Genomic DNA, 20,048 nt, shown 5'->3' with positions numbered 1-20,048 from the left:
AAACGTACCGATAAGCAGTGTTATTACACGGTATATTGCGCAATGGCTCGATCTAGGTTTTTAGCCTGATCCGCAATTGCGCTGGCTGCTTGTGCGTTTTCATGCGTGATTTGTGAGTTTTGGCTAGTGATATCACGAATTGAAGTGACGTTACGGCCTATTTCATCAGAGACGACAGTTTGCTGTTCAACGGCTGTGGCTATCTGAGTGCTGGTATCCATGATGAGCTGCATATCAGACATGATTTGACCAATCTTAGATTCAGCGCTATCGGCTTGCTCTACGCTTAATTCGCCTTGTTCATGGCAACGGCTAATGTGTAGAACAACCTGGCCCGTTTGCTCTTGCAATGTCGCAATAATACCGGTGATCTCTTCTGTAGATTGACGGGTTCTTAATGCCAAAGAGCGTACTTCATCGGCCACAACCGCAAAACCTCGACCTTGTTCACCTGCTCGGGCAGCCTCGATAGCGGCATTTAGTGCCAGTAAATTGGTTTGCTCTGCGATTGAACGGATCACATCCAGCACTGACCCGATGTTATCTGACAGGGTAGAAAGGTTTGAGATTTCCTCACTGGTTTTAGATAAGTCGTCAGATAAAATGCGAATACGATCTTTGGTTGCACTTACTTCAGATAAACCTTCCATTGCGCCGTTATGGCTATTGTCCGCATTACTTGCTGCACTTTCGGTATTGTGAGCAATTTCGCGAATGGTTGAGCCCATTTCTGTAATGGCTGTTGCGACTGCATCCGTTTCGGCTTGTTGGCGGCTCATTGCGTCTTCAGAATCAATACTACGTTCTTGTAATTGTGCGGATGCCGAACCAAGTTCATATACTGCAGACTGAACATTGCTGACAAGTTCACGTAAATGGGCTAATAAATAGTTAAAGTTACCGGCCATTTGTGATAATTCATCGTTACCTTTTTCATCCGCAACAGCCGTTAAATCATGGCTTTTAGCTATCGTTGCCATCAAGCTACTTAGGCTTTGTATACGACGTTGGATAGAGCTGCTAATTAACCAAGACAGTGTGAGCAGGGCTATTATCACGATTAATACCGCTATAATAGTAAACATCATTGTTTGCTGCTGTTGGTTTACTATTTCGTCATTGAGTTGCTGACTCATGGTTTTAAAGATACGTTCAACTTGATGTGAATATCCCCGCATTTCACCACGTAATCCCGTTTTTGGCGTATTACCTATCGTGTTATATTGCGTAATGATCTCAGCCATCGTGGCACGGAAATCAGTATAGTTACTACCAAAATCAAGCGCGAGTTGCTGGTCATAAAGCGCCAACTTAGCTTGGTAGTCCAGGTAGTATTCTTGTTTACCCAGTAATGCAAATATTTTAGCGGTTTGTGCAAGATCGGTGGTAATTAACAGATTACGGTTATAGCGATCCGCAGTTTGCAGCAGCCGCTTATAACCACTATTTAGGCGTTTCAGCAAACCCTGTTCATTGCTCAGTCCCAGTGTTTGATAATTGCTGACCAGTGCGTTCACCGTGCTATTATAATCTTTCATTGACGCCGGCAAGGTGGCCGCACTTGGCACAATAATATTGAGCGTGGTGAGTTCTTCTGTTAGCAGCCTCAATTCAGTTTGAAATAATATGTAGTTGGCTTGAAATTTATCGAGATACTTTGCATCTAAGCGTAATAAAAAATCTTTTTCATTACGGCGTAAATTTAAGAGCGTAACTTCTAATTGTTTTACATCGGTTGCAGCATGGTTAATACCCATGATTTTTTCGTTGGCAACCCAAGACATACCGAGTACCAATAGCAGTGCGCTGACTGAAATACCTGTAAGCCCTAATAATTTATCTCTGATTTTCATCTTCTACAATATCCTACCTAATTAACATTGCCAACCCCGTGGCTAGGTCTATATAGTCGGCTTGAAATGTAATTTCTTTAAGAGTAAATGGAGTGAAATCATCTTTTTTAGCCGGGAAAATATTTTTATTTTAAAAATTAGTTTGTTACAAATAAAAATAAATTGATAAATTTTAATTTATTTTACATATTTTTATTGTTAAAGCTGGGGGGTGTTGCTTTATATACTTATTTGTTGGTTATTTGTTGGTTATTTGTTGGTTATTTGTTGGTTATTTGTGTTATTCGATTTCGGTATTAAATTTCGGTATTAAATTCGAGTTCAAATAAGCAGGTCTCTAAACCCGCGGGTAAATTTAATAAAAGTCGGTCGGTGTTCAGCTCAAATTCAATCTCACTATACTGGATGGCATCAAGAATATTGAGTTGATCTGCAAATAACAGTAATCCTGTACTGACAAGAATGGCGTAATGGCATTGTCGTGATACGGTGTCTTCGCTTTCCATAATCGTTTTAAATGTTTCTAAAAACAGTATGAGTAGTTGTTCTGGTGTTTTGTCTTGATAAGACTCTTCAAGTTGAATTAACTGGGAATAGGTGAGGGTAAATTGATGGTCAAAATTACGCATATTAATACATACGGTGTCTTCTGTTTTATGATCATCGAAATTTAAAAATCGGGCAAAGCTATCACTTTTGACATCAATTAAAAAACTGACATTGATATCGCTATACGTCGATTCTTTGATCGCATTAACACTGATGCCATCTTCATTTAAGGCACTGATATGATAGTTTAATATTGCTTTTATCAGTTCACTTTTACTGATGCCAGCATGCAGCATCTGCTGATAAGTATCGGCAAGGTGGATACCTGCGATGTCAGATGATTGACTTTGATAATCAGTGCTGTTGATAAAAGAAGCGATCACTTGCTTTGAAAACTCAAAGTCAAAACCATTTAGATGAATATACATATCAACTCCTTGTTAGCTGTTTGCTAAAGCTGGGAGACATAACGCAGTTGCTATAAGTATAACGGGTTAAATTTGGTTAGTAAGATAGATTCAGTATGGAGATTATTTTATGCTAAGCAATGTTGCTAGGGGGGGGATTGCTCTGTAAAGTGATTAATCATTCTCAATATGAGGGGGAATGTGAGCAGAGAAAATAAGGCTTTCTCTGCCTCAACATAATGTTAACGCATTAACATTATTTTAATTTTAGCGGCAGTGTTTCGAATTGAATACCTGACCAGCCAGTACGCATAAAGTAACGGATGTTGGCATGGTCATCACCGTCTGGGTTATTTAGTACGTCATCACGGTAATAAGTACCGAAACACTCTAGCATTTGCTGTTTGGTGAATTTATTTAAACGACCTAGTGCAAACAATTTGCATGAACCGGTGTTTTCAGTTGCTTCGTTTACTAGGTAGCCATTATAAAATTTAGTGGCTGTGAAATCATAGCTTTCATCAATAACAGCGATGACATCTTCGAACTGAATAGTAGTTGGTTGTGCCGATAATTTATTTAAAAAATCATTTAACATGGAGTGTCCCATCAATTTAAAGTATTTGCTATCTTCCCCTAATTTATCATAAATGTTAGCTAAATGAGTAATAATTTACCAATTAGTTTCAATGTTCACCTATTTATTCAGTAAACACGGGTTGATATGGTACGCTTTCTCACTCAAATTGTGATTTTTTCGTGATAAATTAACCCCCGTATTTGATGTATGCTTTACTTAGAATAAGTACTGATAAAAGGAATAATTATGGTGTCAGGCCCTGTAGAGCAATTTAGAACGGTAATAAAAGGGAATATAGAAGGTTTAGACCAAGGGATTACTTTACTCATGGCGATGACCAATGAGCAATATTGTATGCGTGCGAAGCCTTATATGACGAGCTGTATTGGTGAGCATTTACGTCACATTCTCGATCTTTATTATGTATTAAAAGAACATGTTGGAGTAATTGATTATGATGTTCGTCGTCGTGGGGCGCTGGTTGAATCGTGTCGTATGACGGGCTTATCTGAATTAGAACATATCAAAACTTGGCTGCTCACATTACAGCCGCACATGATGAACAACAAAATAATGATGTCGACAGAAGTATCAGTGGTTAATACCTTAGTCGCGGAAGTTGAAACATCATTAATGCGTGAGCTTATATTTGTCAGTACGCATGCGATCCATCATTATGCATTAATGGATATTTCGGCAAAATTGTGTGACTTCGATACACCGAAAAATATGGGCATTGCACCTGCGACACTCACTGCATTGAGGAATGGTTCATCATGTGTACAGTAAGCTGGTTGTTGGCAAATGATGGCTATCAAGTCTTCTTTAACCGAGATGAGCAAAAGGGCCGTGCTCTGGCATACTCACCAAAATACTTTAATGATCTTGGCGTTAAATATTTGATGCCTGTGGATCCGGTTGGTGGGGGCAGTTGGATTGCGATGAATCAAGCGGGTTTATCGATATGTTTACTGAATTATTATCAACAAAAACCGCCCGAGAAAATACTGATCAGCCGTGGTTTATTAGTCAAATCATTAATCAGTAATACGTCACTGACGAAGATCCGGGCGGCATTAAAAAAACTGCCTTTACAGCGCTATGCTGCCTTTACGTTATTAGTGTTCCCAAGTCATCTCACGACACAAATTGGAGATGTCTATGCGGTACGTTGGGATGGTTTTGAACTCACCACTGTGACCGCTGTATCACCGATGATATCGTCATCAATTGCGCTAGCCGAAGTGACTAACTACCGCGAAGACCACCATAACGCCATCTTATTACAGCACCAGGTGTTATTTTCAGGCGACGGGTGCAATGATGAGCTGGAAATAAGCCCAACGCCTGCGCCGGTTGATATTGATAGCGTTGAAGAAAACATTATTGAATTAACGAATCAGCGGTGTATTGATGATAAGAACAGTTTAGCGCTGACACGATTTCATGCCAGTCATGAGCCTGCACCGTCTTATTTATCGGTTTGTATGCACCGTGATGATGCACATACGGTCAGTTTTACTCATCTCATTGCTACCCGTAAGCAACTTAAAATGAATTATGTCTGTGGTTGTCCGTGTTCATCGAAGCAACATCAGTCTTATGCTTTATATCCACAGCGAGAAACTTGCGTTGAAGTAGTCTGAACTTGCCAGTATTTTTATGGCTTTAACTTAGCTTGGGTATATAACGTTCAGCCGTATCTCTACGGCTTTGTTGTTTATGATGCGATGCATTTGTCGATCGGCTTATCGTTGTGATCAATCTGCTGATACAACACATAAACTGCAATTAAGGGTAAGACCGCCCAATATACCTGGCTTAAGCTAAAGCTTGTTAGATTCGATAGTACCGTTAAACCGGTAAAAAACACCACAATGCCAAGCTGAGAATACAGGCTTTTACTGATTAAGTAGTGGTAATTGGCTTGTTGTTTGGCTTTATCATAAAAACGCTTGTTGAAGTATAAGCGAAACAGCGCCGTGGCAAAGGCAATACTCAGTAAGCCTAAACCGATGGCAAAGCCGCTCCAATCAGCCGAGATCCAACCCCGCATTAACCAACCGCCAAGATAAAGCAGTGTCGCCACTTGGTATAACCGATATTGAGGTTGCTTATCGATGGTGTTTTTGATGAAGTAAAAGATTAACCCCAAGGATAACGAAAGGGCGATAACGGTTAAGCTAAATTGACTGGTATCATTGTTAGTGAGATGAAAAATACTCACCACCCATAAGTAGCTTTCAAGGTATAAAAAAGGACCATCAACGAGAAACACTATCTTATCACGTATACTGATAACCGATTTCGGTTGTGAGTGATCACTTTGCTTATAGACGAAGTGCTGTGTGGTTAGCGAACTTAATGTCAGTATACAAAAGCCCAGACCAGCAATAAGACTTAAGGTAAAAATAACCCAAGGTTGCGATTGCATAAAATAGCCGCCAATCAAGATCCCCAGTTTTAAGCTCAAGCCTAATATTAATTGTAAATTACCGAATAAGCGCCCGGTATCATTACGGCCACTGATGCTGTTAAACAGTATGCGTTGTAACATCCAATAACTGCAATTAAACAGACCATTGAGTAAACCGAGTATGATCAAGTGAGTACTTGCTGCATGGAATAGCGCCACATAGATGAGTCCTACCTCGAACACAAACGAGAGTGTTACTAAGGTGCGCCAGTAACCGCGGATGAATAGTTGATGCCAGCCCCACAATGCCATTATATAGCCTGCACCTGTCCAGGCTATAAACGTTGTCAGCGGCGCGAGTTGTTGGTATTGCTGCCAGATAAGGATAGGCAGGTAGAAAGGTAATAAGCCAATCACAAAGCTGTGAATGGCCGAGAATACAGTGAAATAGCTGGCCGGTGCCAGCTTAGGAAGTACCGAGGACATTAGAAGGTGTCTGCTTGTTGGTTAGTCGCTACGCTGATTAATCCTAACTGTCCTGACAGATCATCTGCTTCACCGTAACGTGGGTAGTTGTGCATTTTTAGATAAGGGCGTGAGTTTACTTCTAGGAAGATCAACTTTTGCTCACGGGCATCATGCTCAATACCTTGTTCCATGATCACATCAATACCTAAGATTTCAGCATCAAATAAATTTAATACCTTGGCAAACAATTCATGGTTGTAGCTTGGTATCAGATCGCGCTTGATGGTTTCAACCACGCCGCCCGGTGCTAACGATATACGATAAAACAATTCAACTTGCTGTTCGTTATCGGGCACTGACGTTAAGGTTAAACCTTGCTTAGCAAGATAACTGATTGTTTGTTGGCCTTGAGATATCGGGTTATTGCATGGATAAAGCCCCATTTTTTCACGTACCGCATTTTCTGTTTCGATTAAGCTGCTGATGGTATTGACTCCATCACCGTTTACAAATGCGGGATAACGTTGTAAGACTGAAATTACGCCCGTTTTCGTGATCACAACACGGTAGTTTTTACCTTGTAAATATTGCTCTACAACCGTCGTCGGCCACCACAGTTTAGCCAAGAACATCGCCCGCCAAAGTTCTTTATAATTACGAATAGGAAAATGACTGCCACGCGAAAAACCACTGACATTGGGTTTAATCACTAATGGAAAACCATGCGCTTTAGCAAACTTAACCGCAGTTAAAGGGTTAAAGAAAATAGTCCCTTGGGCATGAGGAATATTACCCGCCGCAAACTTATCACGCGCCTGTTTCTTGGAGCGACAACCGCGGCGTACTTCTAGGCTGTTGTAGTTACTACAGCCATCCATGAATTTGCTACTGATCCATTTGTAAATTAGTTGTTTTACTCGTTTCATCTTGATTCAAGATCCTTGTATTATGACCCCGTCTGGCGGCGATCAACTTATTAAAGAAAATACCTTGGGTTACTTTTTTGCTGTTTAGCTGTTGCGCTAACTGAGCAAGTGAATGCGTGGTGTTATACAGTAACTGGTACTTCTGTAACCGGGTCAAATTATGACTTAATAAACTAAGCGGCATCGGCACATATAAATTGACTTCGACGAGCTTAAATTGTCGTTGTAATAGTGCACCTAATGAATCCGCTTTCAAACTATAGCGGGCGATTGTAAAGTCACCCATGCGATTAAGCTCTTGCCACAGCCGTTGCTGCTCTGCAGGGCTTAATGCGTCGGTAATATCTTGGTATTGGGTATCATTGTTATAAATCCCATTGACGGGAAATTTATCTGCGCTGTTGTTAATCACTTGCGTTATCGACATTACAGCAAACTGTCCCGTTTTCAGAGGGTGTTTAACAACAAATACCTCAAACTCAATCGCACCCACTGCCGCTTCTTGAATTAAATAATTCTGCGCTTGATAACCGCTGCTTTCTCGTAATACGCTAAGCTCAGCATAACTATGGATACAGCTGACCCCGGTCGAGTTTTGTCCCCATTCTGGTTTAGCAAATACAGGGTAGCGCTCTGGACGTAAATCAGGCCGATCAATGTACTGGTTTAAACGCCATTCGACAGGCGTTATGGCATCTAAATCTTGCTTAGAGAATATCTTTTTTTGCTTATTAAAATAGCGCGCATTGAGCTGGAAATAACGCCATGGAATAGTCAAAAATCGAAAGCAAAAGACCATGTAATGTAATATTAATAAGCCACGTATAAGCATAGGATCACTCTGCTTTGATTAATTTTAAGTTAATAGCACATAACACTAAGCCTAAAATGAGGATTGATACTGCAGCCATAAATAATGACCCGCCATCACTTTTACCTTGATGTAGTACTTCAATACCTAACGGTGTAAATAAGTGGAAGAACACGGCTCCTGCCATAATAGCTGAAGATGCTAAACCGCCTATAGCATGAATTTTTGCACGTAAAGGTGCACTGTTTTGACCTGACATTTTATCTTTCAGTAATAGTACTAAAGGACTTAATAACAATAGGCTTGTTGTTAATTCAGCGCTGCCAACTACAATTGCGCCGTATTGGGCAAAGAAGCTACCTAAATCGACTGACAAGGTGGTAGCCATCCATGAACCTATGGTTGAGAAGATATGCATGGTATCTGGGTGACCAGAAAATTTGTATGGAATAGAAGATAAAAAGACTTTAGCGATCCAAACCACGATAACCCAGCTAGCAATAGTGTAAATACGTTTTTTTGTAAGCATATCGAGAATCCTTTTAATTAGTTTAATACGTGAGGCCAGTTTTGGTCAGCTTTGGTGATAAAGTTTGCTTTGTCTGCTAACCACTGTTGCTTGATATCAGCGTTGTAATTTAAGTAAAGCTTACCGTTTTCAATTGTCCACTGCTCGGGATCTGAAGACGCCGTATCATTTTGGGCAACTGCATAGGCGCAATAACCACCATATTGTGGTGCGTATTTCTCTGGATCTTGTTTAAATAATGCAAGGTGTTGGTTGTTACTAAAATACCAATCTTCACCTTGGTATTCATAATTGAATTTTTTTAATCCTTTAACCGCTTTTGACTGGGTAAAATAAGCCACGGTATCGTAACCGCTCACTGCTTTACTGCTAAAGTAACCAGTATAGATAGGATCTTTAGCAAAACTGTTAAACGAAAAAATTAGGCTGCTGATAACTAACAATTTAATTATATATCTCATCTCTATTAATCCCACTGTATTTAAGTATGCTAGCAAGCTGTGTGCTAGGTCTTGTCTATACTATAGCCGTGATTAGATTGCGAGTTATCACAAAGTTATCACAATTTAATAGCAAAAAAGTACATTGCGATAATCTTAATTCTTGTTAGGATCCCCCTCATTATTGTTTGTCGTTTTTATAAAGGTAGTTTTATGGATTTTTATACATTGGCCTTAGGTCTATTTATGCTGTGCCATGGCAGCTATATTGCGTTAACTCGTGCTAAAGCTAAACATCAAAAAGCACGTTTAGATTTTATGAGAAAAGCATTAGGCCGACCAATCGGTTTTACCATTTACTCACTCATTTATGTCATCCTACCAATTGGTTTTGGTGCCTATATATCGTACGCAGGTTTCAATAATGTGTCCTTGAGCACAATATTTACTGGTTAATAGCCTGAGGAACAAACATGTCTGAACAAGAAAAAACCTATAACGTTAATATGTTAAAGCTCGTTAGAGAAGGCTTAACCGCGTTAGCTGATGCGCAAGCAGAAAAGCGTAGCTTACAAAATCCCGTTTCAGAAACGCATTTTTTGGGTAACTGGATCATTACTGCGTTAAAAGAAAAGCGTTTTGATATTATCTTAGCGAGTGACTTAAAAATTTGGTTGCAAGAAAGTCGCACATTAGGGCCAAAGGCTGCTTTCAAACAACGTTTCGAAAAAATTGAACGTGTCTATACGCAGATCTGCGAACTGGAATATAAAAATTTAACCCAGTTTGTTTTAGAAGATATCTTAACTGAGCTTGATAATGAAGGTTGGTTGATTGAAACTGAAAGTAAAGTGACGGATAAGTTTAAATTAAGCTCAAGTGGTGAAAATTCGCTGGTGATTTGTGCTGAAGTCTATGACCGCGCTTTCTCTGATACCGACGGGGTATTGGACAGTCCGCTTTCAGTGTTTATTCGTCATGGTGATCGGGCATTTATTGATAAAATGTTCTCACATGGTTATTTGGTATTTGGCTCGACTAATCGTTCGATTGTAAAACGTCATAACCGTTATATATTACGTCCGTTTAACCACGCTAAAAAATTAGCTATTCTGCCGACGTTAGCAGACTAATTTAGCCTGCTATACAGGGATGATCTTGATTATCCCTGTATGCTTTTGCTATTAAATACCTTGTTTACCTGCTTCGAGAACTACACTTTCTTTCTCTTTTACTACTGCCTTGCTTGATAACGCGAACTTAGCTGGATACTGTTCTGGTAATGGTTTTAACAAACTAAATATTTGTGAAAACATAACAAGCACAAACGTAATAAACAAATAGAAATGCTGGATATCAGGTAACGGTAATATCACGCTAAACAAAATAAAAATGAGCGCAAATTTACAGGCATGACCGAGGATCATAAACATATTACTTCGCATAATATTTGCGGAGCCAGTATACAGAAAAGATAATCGGGTAAAGATATATTGTGGCACCAAAAATATCATCCCACCTAACGCGGCAGAACGGGTTGATTTATGATCGGTACCCAGGTAAGTCGCTGAAACAATAAATATTACTAACAATAACTGACCTAAAATAAGTTTTAGTGCATAACCTCTGATGGCTAACTCATATGCATTATGTGGTGTTAACAACTTATCCTCCAACTATATTAAATGAATTATACGAACGCTATTTTACCGCTTTCTAGCTAGTTATGCATGGAAATCTTTTGTGATGAAGTGTAAATATTTATAAATATACCGCGAAACACTTTATTCCACTTCTTATTGTTACCAGAAAACCAAGACTAATGCGTTGATGCAAAACAAAAAGTATCAATTGTAATAGCGGCTGTCTGTATTAGCGGTTGGGACTTTAAGTGAGCTATAAGTTACTTTACTGTTGACGCTAGCAATAAATGGTTTGTTGAATAAAGATAAAAATATGTCCGGTAAAGATAATGCTGCTAGGGAATGATTTTGTTAGCATAAAGTAATCACTATCAAGGAACTGATCAGAATGGACATTGAATCGAGTTACAACACCTTTACGCTAACCGTTGAAAACAGCATTGCGCATTTGCAATTTAATCGCCCTGAAAAATTGAATTCGATGAATTTGGATTTTTGGCGTGAATTTCCTGCCGCTATCTCAGCACTTTCGATGAGTGATGATTTACGTGTATTGGTTATTTCAGCACAAGGCCCACATTTCTGCGCTGGCATGGATTTAGAAGTATTCCAAAGCCCTGATAACTTCCCTATAGGTAAAGATAAAGCCAGAGTCAGTGAAGCGATGCGTCGTTTTGTTATGCAGTTGCAGCAAGTATTTACTGATCTTGAGCAATTACGGGTACCGGTATTAACGGCGATCCAAGGTGGTTGTATTGGTGGCGCGCTGGATTTAGCTGCGGCATCAGACATGCGTTATTGCACGCAAGATGCGTTCTTTACCATTAAAGAAGTGGAGTTAGGCATTACTGCCGACCTCGGCACATTGCAGCGTTTACCGAGTATTTTACCGCAAGGTATTGTACGTGAGCTCGCATACACAGGGCGTAATTTTAGCGCTGCTGAAGCAGAGAAATTTGGTCTAGTTAATCAAGTCTTTGCAACGCAAGAAGCCATGTTGGATGGGGTATTACAGATCGCCAGTCAAATTGCGGCACATTCACCACTGGCAGTGACAGGCAGTAAAGAGATGCTTAATTACAGTCGTGATCATGGTGTTGATGACAGCTTGAAATACATGGCAACTTGGCAAGCTGGTATGCTGTGTTTAGAAGAAACCATGACGATCTTACAGGCGAAAAAACAGCGTCAAGCGCCGGAGTTAAAACCGTTACGTAAAGTGACTGGGTTGTTTGATAGTTAAGAGTTTGATGTCAGGCCTGTTTTTAAGGTTAGTCGTTATGTAGTATGAGATATAGCTTCTTGCTCACGAGGCTATATCTCATTACACTAGCTCAATCCTTAATGGGTTATTTTTTTTGTTGTATTTTGTACGTTATTGAAAATTAAATTATACGAAGTTGCTATTTATTAGCTAACCGAAAATAGCCGCCCCTAACTATTTATGAAACTTTTTTAACTCCAGTTAATTTATACAGGAGACTTTTTGGCATTTTATACTGCCGTTTAATTAGTTGATTCATAATTTTAAATATAAACAGCGGTCTTTTTTCCAAACGCTGTAACGTCACTTCAAGCGCCGATAAACAATGATCAATTTCTTGCTCCGTGACAGTCAATGGTGGGTAAAAACGCAGTACTGGATGATTTTCTTTCTCATTCATGGAGTGGCCAAGATGTATATTTTGTTTCCCCATCTCTATCGTAATCGCAGTTTCCACTGCCGGACTCACACATTTAAGCCCTGTCATTAAACCTATGCCTGGAACGTCTAATATAAACTGTGGGTAAATCGCACTGATCCGGCGCATACCAGTTAATAATCGGGTGCCCAAATGTTCAGCTCTGGCGGGTAAGTCTTGCTGTTCAATAAATTCTATAGCGGATAATGCTGCTGTATTATTAAAAGGATTACCACCACTACCACTGGTCAATACTTGGGGATCTAGACCTTGTTCTTCGATCAGTTTACGCTCTAGTTCCGCACTCATAACGGTCACCGCTATAGCGGCATGACCACCAGTTAAGCCCTTTGATAAAATGATCATATCAGGGACGACATTATCGTATTCAATCGCGAACATTTTTCCCGAACGGCCAAATGCGGTCTGAATTTCATCGGCTATTAATAAGCTACCGGTTTCCCGACATAAACATTCGATTTGTTTTATATAACCAGCAGGCGGTATTTCAAGGTACGGGCCTCCTAACACCGGTTCGATAAACACTGCAGCGACACCATCACCAATCGCTTTTTTCATGGCAACAATATCACCGAAAGGCACATGTTCAACATTATTCATCAGTGGAGTAAAAGGTTCTTTATGACCTGTTTGACCTAAAATATTCAAGGACCCTAAAGTCTTACCATGATAACTGTTACTGATAATAACCATTTTTTGTCGTTTAGGATTAGCCGCCAAGGCTGCACGCATTGCCAGTTCAATTGCCTCCGCGCCGGAGTTACAGAAATATGAGCGATTTAAATCTCCCGGCAACATCGTGGCTAATTTAGCCATTAGTTTAATTGTGTTCTCATCACAGCTGCCATAAGGTTTAATCGCAATACTATCAAGCTGCTTTTGGACCGCTTGCTGAATATAACTTTGGGTATGTCCAACAATAAAAACGCCATAACTACAGGCAAAATCTAAAAACGAATTTCCCTCATTATCTGTGACCGATTGACCATGAGCTGAGTGTTCCATGGTTCTGTGGCTGATCCGATACATAGTTGCAGCCGTTGGGTTCCAATTTTTTTCGCATATTTCAATGACTTCTTCACGGTTCATTAGGCTGTATCCTTCTTATCAAATATATTCAGTGCTATCTGGTTTATTCTACTGATAGCGAAATCGACTTCACTATCAGTGATCGTTAATGGCGGAGTCAGTGTCAAGGTCTTTGATTTTGCTTTCGCTTTCGCTATATTAATGCCTGATGCCAATGCTTGTTGCTGGAATTGTTGTGCAATATGCTCACAAGTAAAGTTAAGCAGCACTAAACTGCCTAAATATTTTATTTCTACGCTATCAGTAAACTTTAATCCATTGCTAAAGCGTTGGCCAAGGTCTACTTGTCTGGCACTTAATTTATGACTTTTCATTACTTCAATGGCTTTTCGCCCGGCAACGCAGCTGGCCGGATTCCCCCCAGTGGTACTACCGTGTAAAGAGGGATTCTGATGACCATATACGGCATCATTAATCGCCTTGCGGGTTACATAAACGCCCACTGGTATACAACCGCCGTTTAACGCCCCCCCCAGAACTAAAGTATCGGGAACAACACCTGATAATTCAATTGCAAAATCAACACCATAACGTCCAAGACCAGAGTTAACTTCATAGGCAATCATACAGGCACGGGTTTGATGACATAAGACTCGCATATGCTCAAGGTAATCAGTGCTAAGCGGCGTTATTTCATCATTGACCAATACTGGCTCATACACCACAGCTAAGGTGGAGTCATCAATGCTGTTCGTTAACATGTCTTTATCATTCGCGGTAACGAATACCGGCTTTAGCGGTAAATGTTTCAAATTTGGTGCATCTAACTCATTAAATAAAGTAGCAAAACTTAAACTTCCAAAGTTACTGCCTCGCACTACTACTACCTTAAAACGATCTCTGTGTAGGCCTTTTGCCAGTTTGAGTGCCCCATCAAAGGATTCTTCACCGGAATTACAGATATAGCTCACCGCCAAAGGATCCGGTAGCGCTTGATCCAGAGTTTTCGCAAATTCGGCTAAGGTCGGACTGATCATGACCCGGTTAGACAATGGCATCAGTGCCACCTGTTTTTTCACCGCCTTGGTGATGTCACTTTGCTGATGGCCGAATCCACCGGAAGCCAGATCAACTGCTTCACTGCCATCCTGATATGTCAAGGTAGCGTTAACCGCTTTAGTCACTATTTTATTGGTAAATTTCATGCGCCAGTCGGCACTGGCATGTGCATAAAAGCTTTTTATATTTGCATTCATGGGTCTTATTCCTTAAGAGGCTTGCGCGAGCATAAATTGGTCATATATAGCGTTACGTTTAGGGCGTCCGGTTACCGTGAAATAATTTTTACGTGTTTCACTGTCTAAGTTCACCAATACCGGATTAGTGAGTTGGCTATAACCGGGTAACTGAGTGGCGATATCCTGTATTTGTTGCAATAATTGAGGCTGTTGAGCTGAGTTAACGTCGGTAAAAATCACGCCACTTATCGCTTCTTGGGCTTCACCAAACACGACCACATCGGCGACACCGTCCACTTCTTTATAAGTTGCTTCAACCCATTCAGGACTGACATTTCGGCCATTCGACAAGATAATCACATTTTTCTTACGCCCGGTGATCACTAGGTAATTTTCATCATCAAAATGGGCAATATCTCCGGTATGTAAGAAACCGTCGTCGGTTAAATCACAGGAAGAAACATCTCGGCTTGAGTAACCGGCACACAGGGTCTTACTTTTGATTAATAACTCGCCGTCGACAATCTTGCCTTCGACACCCGGTAATAACCGGCCTACGGTCCCCAATTTTCTTTCTACCCCGCGGTTTAGTGCCACAACAGAAGAATTTTCACTTAAGCCATAACCTTCATCAACTGTGACCCCATAACTCGCCAGTTCTTCTAAGATATTCACTGAAACTTTTGCCCCTCCAGTCATGATTGTTGCTTGTGGCTCACCAAAGAAACGACGTTTAAGGCTACTGTCTTTGCGCAGATGCTCTAAGGTTTCTTCCAATAATTTCGGCGGTAAATAAACACAATTAATGTCGGCAAAAGGGATCGTCGCTAAATAGCGCTCGGCGATACCACTTTGGGTACTAAAAGGCGGTAATCCCATCGGTAATAATGACGTTGAACCTCCCGATAACAGTGGTAAATAAACGGCTAGTACTTGCTCAATTAGTAATGAGAATGGCACCATCGAATAATAATGCATGCCATTTAATGGTTGATAAACTTCCCGTAATGTAGCAACTAAAGTACCCAAACCTAAATCGCGGATTAACACCCCTTTAGGAGAAGATGTCGTACCCGAGGTATGAATGATTTTAAAAACATCATCTGCTTTTAAGGATCTAAAATCGTCGACATTAGTTTTCTTGACCGCTCGTTTAAATACTTGTCCATCGGGAAACAAAATACCTATTTCAGGCAGAGCTTGATTTATACGTTCAGCCATATCCATGCTATTAACAAAGCAATATTCCGCTGGCTGTAACAAATGTTCAATTTGGCTATTGGTAAACTCGGTTGGAATGGGAATGCTAATAGAATCACTGCTAATACATAGTAAATCACAAACTATCCAGTCAAAAGAAGGGTCGATGGCAATAGCGACCACTATCTGCCCCAAATGAATATCTTCTTGTTCAAGCCGTTGCGCACTCTTATTTATTGAATCCACTAAAGTCTGTTTATCTATTGATAAACTAGTACCACAACGTTTGAATATTGGGCGATTTTCAGCAGAATTAATAAATTCTTTTATCTGAGCACTTAAAGTAATATTTTTCATTGTCTATTCCTTTATTTATGCCACATAACTTAGGGCATTGTAGAGCTCTCTATCAGTATCGATAATTTCTCTTCGCCCGTGCATAACCCGTGTATTGTCTAGTAAGACGATGTCATGATCTTGCCATTCGATATTACGGGTTTGTTTGTCGGTTTGTTGCTCGATGTGTTGCCAGATAGCGTCAGGAATAGGATCATCATTTTCCATGGTGATCATTGGCTTCTCATAGTTAAAAGAAGGGCCTAACAAACTATTTGAGAATCCCGTAGTATCACTGAATAACGATTTTCTCACTGCCCATACCGAAAATTCAGAATACACATCGTCACTTTCTAGCAAGGTGAATTTTTGCCCATCGACCTTGTTACCTAATATTTGTAAGTGAGAAAAGGTCACATCTTCAGGTGATTTAATGCCATCGAGTTCACTATGGGTATATTTTTTCCACAATTTTTCGGGTAAACAACGGGCATACTTAATACGCTGACCAGCGAATAAGTTTTGTGCTGCTTTATTTAATGTCGGCCATACCGCATTGCCGTCGCAGTATGTCGTTTGAGAACCGTGCTTAGCTGCTTTTTTGCAATAAAACCACGCCAGGTGAGGTAAGATTGGCGCATTGCCGTTTTCTAAATGCAAGCCGACCTTATCAGTACCTGCATCCACTAACTGGGCACTGTCAGTGGCATGATTTCGCGCAGGGTCCAGAGTTACCCGGGTGCTCACCGTTTTAACTAAGGAAGAAAATGCTTCGATGCTAGTATCAAAGCCACGAAACAATACCGCGCCATATTCACTGACCCAGTCTAAAACCTGATTTTTAGTTAATTCACTCACTTGGCTATTTGCTGATGTTGCTTCAACAACCTGAATGTCTCCGGGTTTTCTTGCTAGCAATATATAACTCATATCAATATTCTCTCTGTTTATTAGGATGAGTAATATAATAAATGCAGGACAAAAATAGAAAACTGTACTATTAAACAGGTATTGGTTTTTTTGTGGCTTTATTTAAACTAGAAATCAAATACCAACTCATGCCATAGCTGATTGGAAGTGCTTGAAATTAAAGATAGAAATGTATCATCGAGAAGCTTTAAGAATCGAACTGAAAAGCCTAACCCCGGTAAAATACCGGGGTTAGGCTTAACTTAACGGTTAGAATTAAATATAGAATGTGTTACAAGCCTCCTCCCCATACCTCCGATATTTCAATTTCATAGCCATTGGGGTCGAGAATATAAAGAGAACGTGACTTTTCCCAGTCCAAAATACCGTTATATTTAATCGTTACCTCCATCTTTTCACAGGCCTCCATCGCATCTTCAAAATTGTTAACATGCAGAGATACATGTGAAAAACCATGTTTGTTATAACCATCAAAACCTGATACCTGATACAAGGCCAGTTTTGCCTGATTATTACCGATAATTTTACCTTTCACTGCCGGCATATCCCTGAGTTCTTCAAAGCCAAATAACTGATGATAAAATTCACATGACTTGGCCAGATCGATAACCTGCAGATTAATATGGTCTATTCCGTTGACTTGTAACATTATTTTTCTCCTGAAGTTTGGGTGAGGTGCTTTTTCCAGCAAAGGAAAAATCCAACTGATATAGATAAATAGAACTGATGATAATGAGTAAACTGATGAATATCCTGTTATCTAATCCGGTATCAGCCACTAACATAGACAACAAGACCCCGACTGTTGGTACTAAATAATTACTAAAAGAAGCAAAAGTTGGCCCTTTATTCATAATCAGCGTCATAAAGAGCACATAAACTAAACCACCACAAAATACCCCGAGGTACAATACCGATCCGATACTGGCAGTACTTGGCATTACTGTTGGCATCGTTCCCCAAATCAGCGCCATAGGGATTAATTGTATAGCGGAAACTGCGATAACATCTCTTGCTAAAACAATAGGATGTAAATGCTGCAAGCGTTTTACTAGGAGTAAACTCAAGGCAAAACTTGCCGCCGCAATTAATATTGCGATTGAACCGGAAAAATCCGTTAACCCCTGATGTTGTAGCTGTGGCCAGAACAAATATAATAAACCGCTAAAACCGATCAAACTACAAACGACTGCTTTAAGAGTCATCCTCGTGCCCGCTAAAACTACAGGGGCCAGTAATAACGTTATCAGAGGATTTGTACCAGTGATCACCGCAGCAAATGCCGACGGGGTTGTTTGCTGTCCCCAGGCCACCAGTAAAAATGGCAAGGTCGCCTCAAGTAGACCAATTAAAATGATAAGTGGCCAGTTACCAGGGGAACGCTTCAATTTAAGCATGTAACAAATCAGAATTAGGAATAGAGCGCCAATACCTGATCGCAATGCGGCGATCCAAATGACATCAATCTCTCCTATAGCAACCTCGTTAAAAACGTACTGAGATCCCCAAATGACGCCACAGGCGATCAACATTAATATACTTTTCATGTTAAATATCCTTTAGTTGGTTGCGGGTAAGTTGGTACCCGCCAAAGCGTCTTTCCAGATATTTAGCGACAGCTAACACCTGATGTTCACACCATAAACGACCCACAATTTGAATACCGATAGGAAATCCATTTTTATCGGCACCAATATTAACCGTTGCTACCGGCTGCCCGGTTAAACTATAGGCCATGGTATAGGCGAACTGACGAATATTATGACTCGATTCGTTGTGTTTAAATGCCGCTGTTGGTGTTACTGGGCATAAGGTAATATCGTACTGCTGACTGAATGCATTCATATTGAAATTATATATATCCCAACTACGTAAGCGCCCCCTGAGTTCAGTCACGCCGATATCACAGGATTTTGCCGCGTTGAGAAATGCATTAAACAAAGGGGATGTGGTTTTTGTACCTAATAGTTCGGCTCCTTTGGCCCAACTGAGACCAGAGTCGGCACCAAAAGCAATCATCTCCAGCGCTAACCCTTCAACTTGCTCTAAGCAATCAGGCCTTGCCCATTCACATGATTTTGTTTTACCGTCAAGGGCGTCTGCCGCTTTGGCAATGGCAGCTTTCACTGATTGATCCGGCGTAACTAAACCGTTGTCATCGTACCAGGCAACCGTTAAGTCGGATAAATCGACATCCTGATAATTTTCCAGTGCCACTGGCGGTGAGTTTGGGTCTACTTGATCTGGGCCATGGGTGATTTCCAGTAATAAAGCAACATCATCAACATAACGCCCCATTGGACCATAAGAAGCTGTTCTGACATGTAAGCCTGCGCCTTCCTGAGGTAAACGACCTGTTTGCGGTAAACGACCCTGAGTCACTTTAAGACCGGCGATACCACAATAACTCGATGGCACCCGAATACTGCCCATAGAATCAGACCCCATTCCTGCGGGAGAACAACCTGCACTAATAAGAGCTGCTTCACCACCACTGCTTCCCCCCGGAGAATAATCGCTGTTAAAGGGATGATTGGTACGCCCGTAAAGTAAATTATCGGTTTCAAATGCCATTAATAATTCAGGGGTATTAGTGATCCCTAAAATTAATGCTCCTTGCTGCTTTAAGCGTGCCACTATGGTGGCATCGCGGTCTGCGACGAACGCTTTTAAACCTGATGTACCTAAGGTGCATACAAACCCATTCACCTTGCACATGTCTTTGATAGATAATGGAATGCCGTGTAAACGCCCTAATTGTTCACCATTTTTAACCGCAAGGTCGGCCGCTTTCGCCTCTGTTCTTAGTAAGTCAAAATCTGCCGTTTGTACCAAGGCATTAATTTTGGGATTAATACGTGTTATTTCAGCGATATAATGTTCCGTGACCTGTTCACTGCTGAGCTGCCCTTGGGCAATCAGGGCGACCATTGACGTGATGGAAAGTGATGGGATATCTATTAAATTCATTTATCTGTCCTTAGTCGATA

Annotated in this window: 21 protein-coding genes; 5 read left to right on the top strand and 16 right to left on the bottom strand. The window is 40.6% G+C overall.

Going from position 1 to position 20,048, the window contains the following annotated elements; translation table 11 throughout:
* Positions 1-23: 23 nt before the first annotated feature.
* From PE36_RS02270 to PE36_RS02260, 3 genes are all read right to left on the bottom strand, one after another.
* Entirely contained in the window at positions 24-1,853 is a 1,830-nt protein-coding gene (locus tag PE36_RS02270) for a methyl-accepting chemotaxis protein (protein ID WP_006030322.1), read from the bottom strand.
* A gap of 296 nt (positions 1,854-2,149) precedes the next feature.
* Positions 2,150-2,830: a hypothetical protein gene (locus tag PE36_RS02265; protein ID WP_006030321.1), complete on the bottom strand. Its 681-nt coding sequence runs from the start codon at positions 2,828-2,830 to the stop codon at positions 2,150-2,152.
* 235 nt (positions 2,831-3,065) lie between these two features.
* Positions 3,066-3,407 carry a HopJ type III effector protein gene (locus PE36_RS02260; protein WP_006030320.1) on the bottom strand — a complete coding sequence of 114 codons (342 nt, stop codon included), beginning with the start codon at positions 3,405-3,407 and terminating at the stop codon, positions 3,066-3,068.
* A 228-nt stretch (positions 3,408-3,635) separates the two neighbouring features.
* Between PE36_RS02260 and PE36_RS02255 the strand changes: the two genes are divergently transcribed.
* Together PE36_RS02255 and PE36_RS02250 are read left to right on the top strand one after the other, a co-directional pair.
* A complete protein-coding gene (locus PE36_RS02255; RefSeq protein ID WP_006030319.1) occupies positions 3,636-4,178 on the top strand; it encodes a hypothetical protein in 543 nt (180 codons plus the stop codon).
* Positions 4,166-5,035: an NRDE family protein gene (locus tag PE36_RS02250; protein WP_006030318.1), complete on the top strand. Its 870-nt coding sequence runs from the start codon at positions 4,166-4,168 to the stop codon at positions 5,033-5,035. The genes PE36_RS02255 and PE36_RS02250 overlap by 13 nt, the downstream gene beginning before the upstream one ends.
* A gap of 74 nt (positions 5,036-5,109) precedes the next feature.
* On the opposite strand, the gene PE36_RS02245 is transcribed toward PE36_RS02250, so the two are convergent.
* Genes PE36_RS02245 through PE36_RS02225 form a run of 5 tightly spaced genes read right to left on the bottom strand, consistent with a single transcriptional unit; the run spans position 5,110 to position 9,000 of the window.
* Positions 5,110-6,291, bottom strand: coding sequence for a hypothetical protein (locus PE36_RS02245; RefSeq protein WP_006030317.1), 1,182 nt, complete (start codon positions 6,289-6,291; stop codon positions 5,110-5,112).
* Entirely contained in the window at positions 6,291-7,199 is a 909-nt protein-coding gene (locus PE36_RS02240) for a cyanophycin synthetase (protein ID WP_043993667.1), read from the bottom strand. The genes PE36_RS02245 and PE36_RS02240 overlap by 1 nt, the downstream gene beginning before the upstream one ends.
* On the bottom strand, positions 7,159-8,031 hold the full coding sequence (locus tag PE36_RS02235; RefSeq protein WP_006030315.1) for a hypothetical protein: 873 nt from the start codon (positions 8,029-8,031) through the stop codon (positions 7,159-7,161). The genes PE36_RS02240 and PE36_RS02235 overlap by 41 nt, the downstream gene beginning before the upstream one ends.
* A gap of 4 nt (positions 8,032-8,035) precedes the next feature.
* Entirely contained in the window at positions 8,036-8,539 is a 504-nt protein-coding gene (locus PE36_RS02230; protein ID WP_006030314.1) for a hypothetical protein, read from the bottom strand.
* A 17-nt stretch (positions 8,540-8,556) separates the two neighbouring features.
* Positions 8,557-9,000: a YHS domain-containing (seleno)protein gene (locus tag PE36_RS02225; protein WP_006030313.1), complete on the bottom strand. Its 444-nt coding sequence runs from the start codon at positions 8,998-9,000 to the stop codon at positions 8,557-8,559.
* A 192-nt stretch (positions 9,001-9,192) separates the two neighbouring features.
* On the opposite strand from PE36_RS02225, the gene PE36_RS02220 reads away from it, so the two are divergent.
* Positions 9,193-9,435: a hypothetical protein gene (locus PE36_RS02220; protein WP_006030312.1), complete on the top strand. Its 243-nt coding sequence runs from the start codon at positions 9,193-9,195 to the stop codon at positions 9,433-9,435.
* Between the two features lie 17 nt (positions 9,436-9,452).
* Complete coding sequence (locus PE36_RS02215; RefSeq protein WP_006030311.1) at positions 9,453-10,112, top strand: DUF2913 family protein; 660 nt, start codon at positions 9,453-9,455, stop codon at positions 10,110-10,112.
* Between the two features lie 51 nt (positions 10,113-10,163).
* Here the strand turns inward: PE36_RS02215 and PE36_RS02210 are convergent, their stop codons facing one another.
* A complete protein-coding gene (locus tag PE36_RS02210) occupies positions 10,164-10,643 on the bottom strand; it encodes an ATP synthase subunit I (RefSeq protein WP_043993657.1) in 480 nt (159 codons plus the stop codon).
* A gap of 367 nt (positions 10,644-11,010) precedes the next feature.
* On the opposite strand from PE36_RS02210, the gene PE36_RS02205 reads away from it, so the two are divergent.
* The gene (locus tag PE36_RS02205) at positions 11,011-11,865 is read left to right on the top strand and encodes a crotonase/enoyl-CoA hydratase family protein (RefSeq protein ID WP_006030309.1); all 855 of its coding nucleotides are present in this window, start codon (positions 11,011-11,013) and stop codon (positions 11,863-11,865) included.
* A gap of 199 nt (positions 11,866-12,064) precedes the next feature.
* Here PE36_RS02205 and PE36_RS02200 read toward each other — a convergent pair whose 3' ends face one another.
* The 7 genes from PE36_RS02200 to PE36_RS02170 form a co-directional block, all read right to left on the bottom strand.
* Positions 12,065-13,414: an aspartate aminotransferase family protein gene (locus tag PE36_RS02200; RefSeq protein WP_006030308.1), complete on the bottom strand. Its 1,350-nt coding sequence runs from the start codon at positions 13,412-13,414 to the stop codon at positions 12,065-12,067.
* On the bottom strand, positions 13,414-14,610 hold the full coding sequence (locus PE36_RS02195) for an aminotransferase class III-fold pyridoxal phosphate-dependent enzyme (protein WP_006030307.1): 1,197 nt from the start codon (positions 14,608-14,610) through the stop codon (positions 13,414-13,416). The genes PE36_RS02200 and PE36_RS02195 overlap by 1 nt, the downstream gene beginning before the upstream one ends.
* Before the next feature lie 12 nt (positions 14,611-14,622).
* A complete protein-coding gene (locus tag PE36_RS02190; protein WP_006030306.1) occupies positions 14,623-16,149 on the bottom strand; it encodes an AMP-binding protein in 1,527 nt (508 codons plus the stop codon).
* Between the two features lie 15 nt (positions 16,150-16,164).
* Positions 16,165-17,058 carry a TauD/TfdA family dioxygenase gene (locus tag PE36_RS02185; RefSeq protein ID WP_006030305.1) on the bottom strand — a complete coding sequence of 298 codons (894 nt, stop codon included), beginning with the start codon at positions 17,056-17,058 and terminating at the stop codon, positions 16,165-16,167.
* A 271-nt stretch (positions 17,059-17,329) separates the two neighbouring features.
* Complete coding sequence (locus PE36_RS02180) at positions 17,330-17,707, bottom strand: VOC family protein (RefSeq protein ID WP_006030304.1); 378 nt, start codon at positions 17,705-17,707, stop codon at positions 17,330-17,332.
* Positions 17,676-18,605: a DMT family transporter gene (locus PE36_RS02175; RefSeq protein ID WP_006030303.1), complete on the bottom strand. Its 930-nt coding sequence runs from the start codon at positions 18,603-18,605 to the stop codon at positions 17,676-17,678. The genes PE36_RS02180 and PE36_RS02175 overlap by 32 nt, the downstream gene beginning before the upstream one ends.
* Position 18,606: 1 nt before the next feature.
* Complete coding sequence (locus tag PE36_RS02170; protein ID WP_043993655.1) at positions 18,607-20,028, bottom strand: amidase; 1,422 nt, start codon at positions 20,026-20,028, stop codon at positions 18,607-18,609.
* Positions 20,029-20,048 lie beyond the last annotated feature (20 nt).

This window comes from Moritella sp. PE36 (genome assembly GCF_000170855.1).
In the GTDB taxonomy this organism is placed as follows: domain Bacteria; phylum Pseudomonadota; class Gammaproteobacteria; order Enterobacterales; family Moritellaceae; genus Moritella.
Note: the sequence above shows the minus strand (reverse complement) of the source record. Positions and strands in the feature narration are given on the sequence as shown.

What these genes read in the sequence shown, in the direction of transcription:
- PE36_RS02250 (WP_006030318.1), top strand. Translation starts at nt 4,166, where the DNA reads ATGTGTACAGTAAGCTGGTTGTTGGCAAATGATGGCTATCAAGTCTTC.
- PE36_RS02195 (WP_006030307.1), bottom strand. Translation starts at nt 14,610, where the DNA reads ATGAATGCAAATATAAAAAGCTTTTATGCACATGCCAGTGCCGACTGG.
- PE36_RS02190 (WP_006030306.1), bottom strand. Translation starts at nt 16,149, where the DNA reads ATGAAAAATATTACTTTAAGTGCTCAGATAAAAGAATTTATTAATTCT.
- PE36_RS02270 (WP_006030322.1), bottom strand. Translation starts at nt 1,853, where the DNA reads ATGAAAATCAGAGATAAATTATTAGGGCTTACAGGTATTTCAGTCAGC.
- PE36_RS02260 (WP_006030320.1), bottom strand. Translation starts at nt 3,407, where the DNA reads ATGTTAAATGATTTTTTAAATAAATTATCGGCACAACCAACTACTATT.
- PE36_RS02180 (WP_006030304.1), bottom strand. Translation starts at nt 17,707, where the DNA reads ATGTTACAAGTCAACGGAATAGACCATATTAATCTGCAGGTTATCGAT.
- PE36_RS02235 (WP_006030315.1), bottom strand. Translation starts at nt 8,031, where the DNA reads ATGCTTATACGTGGCTTATTAATATTACATTACATGGTCTTTTGCTTT.
- PE36_RS02245 (WP_006030317.1), bottom strand. Translation starts at nt 6,291, where the DNA reads ATGTCCTCGGTACTTCCTAAGCTGGCACCGGCCAGCTATTTCACTGTA.
- PE36_RS02215 (WP_006030311.1), top strand. Translation starts at nt 9,453, where the DNA reads ATGTCTGAACAAGAAAAAACCTATAACGTTAATATGTTAAAGCTCGTT.
- PE36_RS02225 (WP_006030313.1), bottom strand. Translation starts at nt 9,000, where the DNA reads ATGAGATATATAATTAAATTGTTAGTTATCAGCAGCCTAATTTTTTCG.
- PE36_RS02265 (WP_006030321.1), bottom strand. Translation starts at nt 2,830, where the DNA reads ATGTATATTCATCTAAATGGTTTTGACTTTGAGTTTTCAAAGCAAGTG.
- PE36_RS02205 (WP_006030309.1), top strand. Translation starts at nt 11,011, where the DNA reads ATGGACATTGAATCGAGTTACAACACCTTTACGCTAACCGTTGAAAAC.
- PE36_RS02220 (WP_006030312.1), top strand. Translation starts at nt 9,193, where the DNA reads ATGGATTTTTATACATTGGCCTTAGGTCTATTTATGCTGTGCCATGGC.
- PE36_RS02170 (WP_043993655.1), bottom strand. Translation starts at nt 20,028, where the DNA reads ATGAATTTAATAGATATCCCATCACTTTCCATCACGTCAATGGTCGCC.
- PE36_RS02240 (WP_043993667.1), bottom strand. Translation starts at nt 7,199, where the DNA reads ATGAAACGAGTAAAACAACTAATTTACAAATGGATCAGTAGCAAATTC.
- PE36_RS02230 (WP_006030314.1), bottom strand. Translation starts at nt 8,539, where the DNA reads ATGCTTACAAAAAAACGTATTTACACTATTGCTAGCTGGGTTATCGTG.
- PE36_RS02200 (WP_006030308.1), bottom strand. Translation starts at nt 13,414, where the DNA reads ATGAACCGTGAAGAAGTCATTGAAATATGCGAAAAAAATTGGAACCCA.
- PE36_RS02175 (WP_006030303.1), bottom strand. Translation starts at nt 18,605, where the DNA reads ATGAAAAGTATATTAATGTTGATCGCCTGTGGCGTCATTTGGGGATCT.
- PE36_RS02255 (WP_006030319.1), top strand. Translation starts at nt 3,636, where the DNA reads ATGGTGTCAGGCCCTGTAGAGCAATTTAGAACGGTAATAAAAGGGAAT.
- PE36_RS02185 (WP_006030305.1), bottom strand. Translation starts at nt 17,058, where the DNA reads ATGAGTTATATATTGCTAGCAAGAAAACCCGGAGACATTCAGGTTGTT.